Source organism: Chroococcidiopsis sp. (assembly GCF_051657925.1).
Classification (GTDB): domain Bacteria; phylum Cyanobacteriota; class Cyanobacteriia; order Cyanobacteriales; family Chroococcidiopsidaceae; genus Chroococcidiopsis.
This window is the reverse complement of the sequence record NZ_JBOFLP010000067.1, coordinates 1-8,364: the sequence shown is the minus strand read 5'-3', so window position 1 is coordinate 8,364 and position 8,364 is coordinate 1. Positions and strand designations below refer to the sequence as shown.

4 protein-coding genes are annotated in these 8,364 nt (G+C 46.5%); all 4 read left to right on the top strand.

The window, feature by feature from the left end:
- Positions 1-149 precede the first annotated feature (149 nt).
- A complete protein-coding gene (locus tag ACRC32_RS05170; RefSeq protein WP_438552985.1) occupies positions 150-3,743 on the top strand; it encodes a PAS domain S-box protein in 3,594 nt (1,197 codons plus the stop codon).
- Between the two features lie 172 nt (positions 3,744-3,915).
- Positions 3,916-5,616: a chemotaxis protein CheB gene (locus ACRC32_RS05165; protein ID WP_438552984.1), complete on the top strand. Its 1,701-nt coding sequence runs from the start codon at positions 3,916-3,918 to the stop codon at positions 5,614-5,616.
- Positions 5,617-5,626: 10 nt separating this feature from the next.
- Positions 5,627-7,489, top strand: coding sequence for a CheR family methyltransferase (locus tag ACRC32_RS05160; protein WP_438552983.1), 1,863 nt, complete (start codon positions 5,627-5,629; stop codon positions 7,487-7,489).
- Between the two features lie 536 nt (positions 7,490-8,025).
- The coding region (locus ACRC32_RS05155) for a PAS domain-containing protein (protein ID WP_438552982.1) at positions 8,026-8,364 on the top strand (339 nt) is incomplete at its 3' end.

The following is an 8,364-nucleotide window of genomic DNA, read 5'->3' as shown; positions in this document are numbered from 1 at the left end:
ACGTTCGATAACTTTGTCCAAGTCATGGCAACGCTGAATAATTATTGGACTTTAAGTGAAATGCCTTAAGTGAGAGAGCAGGGAGTAGAGAGCAGGGAGCAGGGCAATCTGTTCCTTAGCGCCTAACCCTTAACCCCTAACCCTTAGTTATGGAAGAACCAGTCAAAATTTTAGTTGTAGATGATGATGAAGTCGATCGCATGGCAGTGAGGCGAGCGCTAGTAACTGCTGGGGTGACGATAGATTTGTCAGAAGCAAATAACTGTGCTGAAGCGATCGCCCAGTTGCAACAGCAGCAGTTTGACTGCGTGTTTTTAGATTATCGCTTGCCCGATGGCAATGGATTGAGTTTAGTGCAACAAATCCGCTCTTTGGGCTTTACCGTGCCTTTGGTGGTATTGACAGGACAAGGAGATGAGCAAATCGCCGTCCAGTTAATGAAAGCGGGGGCATATGACTATTTATCGAAATCTAAACTATCGGTAGAGGGACTAAGCCAAACTCTCCGCAATGCTATTCGCCTGCATAAAGCAGAATTGGCAGCTCAAGAGGCAAACAATCGGTTAAGAGAAAGCGAGGAACGCTATCGATTAGTAATCGAAGCTGCTAATAATGGGGTGTGGGATTGGTATTGTACCACCGATGAAGTTTATTGTAACGATAGGTTATTAGAAATTATTGGGGTCGAGCGAGCAGAATTTACTCACACCCCCACAGCGCTATTAGATTTAATTCATCCAGAAGATTTACCCGAGATCAAAACTGTAGTTAGAAATCACCTGCTACACGGAGATAAATGTGAAGCTGAGTTTCGGATGCTGCACTCCTCTTCTGGGGAGTATCGTCATTGCGTGGCAAGGGGAAAAGCCCAAAGAGATGCTCGCGGCTATCCCTATCGGATGTCGGGAATTTTGAGCGACATTACGGAGAGTAGAAGGCTGAATGCTGCCCTTAAAGCTAGCGAATCTCGGTTTCAGCGTTTGGCAGAGACAAATATCGTAGGTGTGATATTAACGAAATTGAGTGGGGAAATTCTTGAGGCAAATCAAGCTTTTCTACAAATGGTGGGTTACACTCAGCAGGACTTAAAAGCGGGAAAGTTGCACTGGCAAAAAATGACACCACCAGAATATGCCGAGCAGAATCGACTTGTCATCGAACAACTGCGCACGGCTGGTAGTTTTAATTATTATGAAAAAGAGTATATCCGTAAAGACGGAACGCGAGTGCCAGTACTATTGGGTGCGGCAGTTGTAGAGCAGTCACCCGACACGGCAATTTGTTTTACTGTCGATTTGAGCGATCGCAAGCGCTCGGAAGCTGAAATTATCAAACTCAACCGAAATTTGGCGCGACGAGTCAACGAGTTGGAAACGCTGCTCGACGTGATTCCCCTGGGAATTGCGATCGCCCAAGATCCGAAATGCCAGTATATTCGCGTCAACTCAGCAATGGCAAAGCTCATGGGGCTATCACCAAATGCTAACGCTTCTAAAAGTGCGCCATTAGAGGAACGACCGGCATACAAAGTCTTCCGTCAAAGTCAAGAAATTCCTGCTTCCGAGTTACCCGTGCAACAAGCGGCAAGCAGCGGTAAACCAGTGTTAGATGTAGAGTTAGACTTAGTAATAAAAGAAGGTACGCCCCCAGTCAAATTACTTGGCAACGCCGCACCTTTATTTGACGAACAAGGTCAATGCCGAGGCAGTATAGGGGCATTTGTTGATATTACTGAGCGCAAGCGAATTGAAGAACAAGAACGATTTTTAGTTGAAGCTAGCAACATTCTGGCTGCTTCTCTGGACTATCAAACTATTTTGAATAACTTAGCTCAATCGATCGTACCGCAGCTAGCAGATTGGTGTAGCATTCACATTCTCGAAGCAGACGGCTCGATCCGGCAAGTGAGCGTGGCTCATTCCACATTATCTCAGGTACGGTGGCTAGAAGCTTTAGCTTGTCACTATCCTGTTAGCCCAAATAGCACGTTGGGCGTATCCCAGGTTATCCATACCGGGGAGTCAGTTTTATACCCAGAGATTGACGATAACTTACTCCAAAATCTCGCCCGCGATCGCGACCATTTGCAAAGTTTGCACCAAATTCAGATGAAATCGGCGCTGTGCGTCCCAATTCAAGCGCGCGGTAGGACGCTCGGAGCAATTAGTTTTGTGGCAGCTGAGTCACAGCGAGTCTATACTAATGCCGACTTGATATTTGCCGAGGATCTCGGTCGTCGGGCTGGGTTAGCAGTAGATAACGGGCGGCTTTATCAAGAAGCTAATGAAATTGGCGAAAATCTGCGTCAGGCGATCGTAATTTTGGGCGAACAGCAGCAACAACTGCGCGTCTTGCAGCGGATTGGCAACCTGCTCAACCAACGCTTAACTGACGTATCCGAGCTACTACACGTTATCGTCGGAGCTGTCTGTGATGGAATCCCCGATGCAGATTTTGCCGCGATCGCCACTTATAATTCTGCAACTGACGAATTAGAGACTTCTGCCACAGCAGGTATTGGCAAGGAAAGATTGCTCTTAACCGAAATTTTCGATCCCGATCTGGGAGTCTTGAGGCAGGTATTTGAGACTGGGGAAGCGCAGTTGATGAGAGGGAGCAGGGAGCAGGGAGCAGGGAGTAGGGAAGAGGGACAAGGGGGACAAGGGGGACAAGGGAGACAAGGGAGACAAGGGAGACAAGGGGGACAAGGAGTAATCCAAAATTCCCTCACTCCTAACTCCTCGCTCCTCGCCCCTAGTTCCTTGTATGCAGTGCCGATCGCTTCGATGAATGGAGAGCGTTTGGGTGTATTGGTGGTGGGAAATTGGCAAAATCTTGATGCCTTCGACCCCGAAGACCAAAATTTAATGGCAGCGGTAGGAGAACAGGCGGCGATCGCGATCGGGAATGCTCGCTTAATCGAGGCTTTAGAGGAAAGGGAAGAACGGCTAGCTGCTCAAAATTTGACTTTAGCTCAGCAAAATCGAGAACTGGAGTTAACCAGACAACGGATCGAGCAGCAAAATATCCAATTGATCGAAGCAGCGCGGCTGAAATCTCAGTTTCTCGCCACCATGTCTCACGAACTACGCACGCCCTTGAATGCCGTGATTGGTTTTGCGCAAGTTTTGTTACGTCAGCGTTCTGCGGCTTTGTCTGCAACTCAATCTGGCATGATCGATCGCATTTTGAGTAATGGCAAACATCTCCTTGCTTTAATTAACGATATTCTCGATCTATCTAAAATTGAATCAGGTCGGCTAGAACTGCAATTAGAATTAATTAGCTTAGATCGTCTCGTTTCATCAACTATTGATGAACTTAGACCTCTAGCGGAGCAGAAGCAATTACCTATATATGTCGATTTGCAAACAGAAAATGTGACAATTGTTAATGATAGCAACCGCCTGCGTCAAATATTAATCAACTTACTTTCTAATGCAATTAAATTTACTGAATCTGGTTGTATAGAAATCAAAACTTGCGAACTTTCAAATACGCAATTTATGCTGAGTGTCAAGGATACTGGTATTGGCATTGCTACATCGGAACTAGAGCATATTTTTGAAGAATTTCGTCAAGTCGATCAAACGACAACCCGAAAACATGGCGGGACTGGCTTAGGTTTAGCAATTACCAAATCGCTAGTCCACATGATGCAAGGCAAAATTTCAGTTGAAAGTCAACTAGGTAAAGGTTCGACATTTAACGTTGAGTTACCTAAAACAGTGACTGGTGACTAGGAAGCAGTTATCAGTTATCAGTTATCAGTTAATTCTGGCTTCTGACTTCTGCTCTGCTCCCTGCTCCCTATAGAGTGAAGCTATTAGTCCAATATTCTGCTAGCGTGAACTTAGTTCGATCGCTCTCTTTCCCCTACTCCCTGCTCCCTGCTCCCTACTCCCTAATTAATCAATGCCTGGACACGACATAATTGTCATTGGGGCTTCTGCTGGTGGCGTAGAAGCGCTGTCTCAACTGCTGAGTCTTTTACCGGCGGATATACCAGCGGCAATTTTTGTCGTGCTGCACGTTCCTTCTGAAGGTTATAGCATTCTCCCGAAAATTCTCAATCGGGCGATCGCCAAGCGTCAGAAGCAATCCTCGCTCAAGGCAATTCATCCTCAAGATGGCGAGCAGATCGAATATGGCAGAATTTATGTCGCACCACCCGATCTCCACTTGCTCGTCAAACGCGGCTCGATTTCTCTGGCTCACGGTCCCAAAGAAAACGGTCATCGCCCTGCGGTAGATACATTGTTTCGCACGGCAGCACGAGCATACGGACAACGGGTTGTGGGCGTTGTACTGTCGGGGACGCTAGATGATGGAACAGCAGGACTGATGGCGGTGAAGCAACGAGACGGCGTGGCGATCGTCCAAGATCCTAAAGAGGCAATGTATTCGGGAATGCCCCGCAGTGCAATTGAAAATGTAGAAGTCGATCGCATTTTACCCGTGGCAGAGATGGCAGCCTTGCTTGTAGAGCTAGCTCGCCAACCCATAGTAACAAAAACAGCAGCCATATCTGATGATATGGAAATGGAGGCTGACATGGCAGAACTAGAGTTAAATGCTATGCAAAACCCCGATCGCCCTGGCACACCCTCCCCGTATGCTTGTCCAGATTGTGGCGGCGTGCTGTGGGAACTGGATGAAGGAAGGCTGATGCGCTTCCGCTGTCGCACGGGTCACGCTTACTCTACAGATAGTTTACTTGCCGCTCAGTCAGAGTCATTGGAAGATGCACTATGGAGCGCACTACGGGCATTGGAAGAAAAAGCTGCCCTGACAGAGCGATTGGGAAATCGCTCCCGCGATCGCCAGCAAACTTATTCTGCTAAGCGGTTTGGAGAACAAGCGCGAGCCGCACATCACCAGGCTGCCCTGGTGCGCCAACTGATCTTGAGAAGTGACGGTAATGGCAGCGATACATCAACAGCTAATGGACAGGTGGTAGAATCGCAGAGTATTGCAGCCTCGGGAGTCACTCCTGAAGCAAAAATGGAACATCCTGCCTTGGAAGACTCCTCCTCGCTGCCTCAAAAAGTTGTAGCGATCTGCGCCTCCGCAGGAGGATTGAATGCTCTGAGCCAAGTTCTATCGGCATTACCCGCAAATTTTCCAGCTGCTATTACCGTAGTTCAGCATGTAAGTCCTCACTACCCTAGCCTGATGGCAGATATTCTCAGCCGTCGCACAAAGCTGCCCGTAGTACAAGCCCGATCGGGAGATTATTTGCGTACGGGAACAGTTTACATTGCGCCGCCAGACCATCACCTACTGGTCAATGCAGATGGTAGCCTGTCGTTGTCTCATTCAGAACTCGTACATTTTGTTCGTCCTTCAGCAGATTTACTCTTTGAATCGGTAGCCGCTAGTTTTAAGCAACAGGCGATCGCAGTTGTTCTGACGGGTGCGGGTAGCGATGGTGCGATGGGAGCCAGGGCGATCGAAGAAATGGGCGGAACCGTAATTGTCCAAGACTACAAAACTGCTGAATTTGGTGGAATGCCAGAAGCAGCCATTAATACTGGCGTTGTCGATCTGGTTTTACCTTTGAACGAGATTGCCCCTACCTTGGTAAAACTAGTTGCGGTTGAGGTAAAGGGATGAGGGATGAGGAATGACGGATGAGGCTAATGCTGAGTTTGAAGCGCTAATTAACTATATTAAACGCAATCGCGGATTTGATTTTACAGGGTACAAGCGATCTAGTTTGATGCGGCGAGTGCGCAAACGAATGCAGGCGCTCGACCTTGAGAACTTCAGCGATTACATGGATCGCCTAGAGGTAGCGCCAGAGGAATTCGTCCATTTGTTCAACACAATTTTGATCAATGTCACGTCCTTTTTTCGCGATCGCGCTACCTGGGAGTACGTGATGACAGAAATTGTGCCTCGAATTACTGCCCGCAAGGAACCTACAGACCCAATTCGGATTTGGAGTGCTGGCTGTGCTTCGGGACAAGAGGCTTACACTTTAGCAATGGTGATGGCTGAAGCAGTGGGAGTCGAGCAGTTGCGTCAGCGCGTCAAAATTTATGCGACAGATGTGGATGAAGAAGCGCTCAACCAAGCCCGTCACGCTACTTTCAACGAACGAGAGGTGAGTTCCGTTCCGCCGGAAATGTTAGAACTTTATTTTGAGAATTCCAATGGGATTTATACTTTTCGTAAAGACCTCCGCCGTTCGGTGATTTTTGGTCGTCATGACTTGTTACAAGATGCACCTATTTCCCGCATTGACTTATTGTTATGTCGCAATGCATTGATGTATTTCAATACTGAAACTCAATCGAGAATTATTGCCCGCTTTCACTTTGCTTTAAATGATGCTGGCTTCTTATTTTTAGGTAAAGCAGAAATGCTGCTCAGTCACGGCGATTCTTTCACGCCGATCGATTTGAAGCGACGAATTTTTATTAAAGTTCCTAAAGGAAATATGCGCGATCGCTTGTTGCTTATGGAGAACAATCATGCAGATGACGAAGCAAATTATCTAGCTAGCCTCGTCCGCATTCGGGATACAGCATTCGACCTCAACCCCACGTCACAGATAGCGATCGATGTCAATGGACTACTCACATTAGCTAACGAACGCGCCCGCAACTTATTTAATATTCACCCTAGAGATTTTGGTCGTCCGCTGCAAGACTTAGAAATTTCTTACCGTCCTCTAGAACTGCGTTCTCGGATCGACCAAGCTTATGCCGAACGGCGTGCTATCAGCCAAACAGAGGTAGAGTGGATTTCTGCCTCTGGAGAGACTTTATATTTTGACGTACAAATATCGCTCCTGCAAGACATTAACGGAAGAATGCTGGGATGCAGCATTGTTTTTATCGATATCAGTCGCGCTCGAAGGTTGCAAGAGGATCTAGAACATTCCAATCAAGAATTGGAAATGGCTTATGAAGAATTGCAGTCAACCAATGAAGAATTAGAGACAACCAACGAAGAGTTGCAATCCTCAAATGAAGAACTGGAGACAACTAACGAGGAACTGCAATCGACTAACGAAGAATTGGAAACCATGAATGAAGAATTGCAATCTTCCAACGAAGAGTTGCAGACAATTAACGAAGAACTGCGATTGCGCAGCAACGAACTGAATCAAGTCAACGCCTTTCTAGCATCGATCCTCACTAGTCTTCGCGGTGGAGTGGTCGTCGTGAATCGCGAACTGCAAGTCCAAGTTTGGAATAATAAAGCCGAAGATCTCTGGGGCTTGCGTAGTCACGAAGTTGAAGGACAACATTTTTTAAACTTGGATATCGGTCTACCAGTCGGACAGATGCGACAGCAAATCCGGTCTTGTCTAGCGGGAGAATCTCGCTCTATTGAGGTGATTCTAGATGCGATTAATCGACGCGGTAAGGCGATTCAATGTAAAGTCACTCTCACCCCTTTACTGGATGCAAGGCAAGGAATTCATGGGGTAATCATGTTGATGGAAGAACAAGAGTCAGCGAACAGGGAGCAGTGAACAGGGAGGAAGAGAGCTGAGGGAGCTGAGGGAGAGTCGCCCAGCTGAGGACTAGCGATCGGTGACTCCTCGATAACTGACAACTGATAACTGTTTAAATAAAGCTTTTGACTGAGTTATTATCTTCCTTTAAGTAGGTTTGAGAGGATCGCTTTATTAGCTATTTTTGTACTAAATAGCTGCATAAAAGTGAAAAAAAATAATGTTGGCTACCGTACATACATCACTTAACTTACATTAATGTTATTGCTATAAATATTGTCTTTTTATCAAAGCCTTCGCGTTAGAAATAATACCTGTGTTTACCGATTCAAGCAAGCCGACGGCTAAAATTACCGAAAAATAGCAATTTTGACAGAATTTTTTTAAAACCATGTATATATTGTTGCTCGCTGTTTTATTTCATACCACAATTGATGTCAGGTCAAAGCGCTGCCTTGCTTTTACCTTGAGAGGGTCAGGTTTAGCTGAATTGCCGAGCGCCATACAACACATGGTCAACCCACGGCTACAATCTCAATTGGTGGAGGTGTAAAATGGACGCGAGGCTATTTAATCAAAAAATACAAGCCACCTATAAACAAGCAGCCTTGTTATACAAGCGCACTAAAGTAGCATCGTTAGAGCAACGGGAAGAACTACTAGAACAATCGCTAGAAGAACTACGGATAACCCTAGAGGAATTGCACGTAGCAGAAGAAGAAATATTAGCCCAAAATGAAGAACTGGCGATCGTTCGTACTCAAATTGAGATCGAGCGCCAGCGTTACCTAGACTTATTCGAGTTTGCCCCCGATGGTTACATTGTGACAGATGCAATTGGAAAAATTCGCGAAGTCAATCGCGCTGCTGCTAATCTACTCAACGTGCCGCAG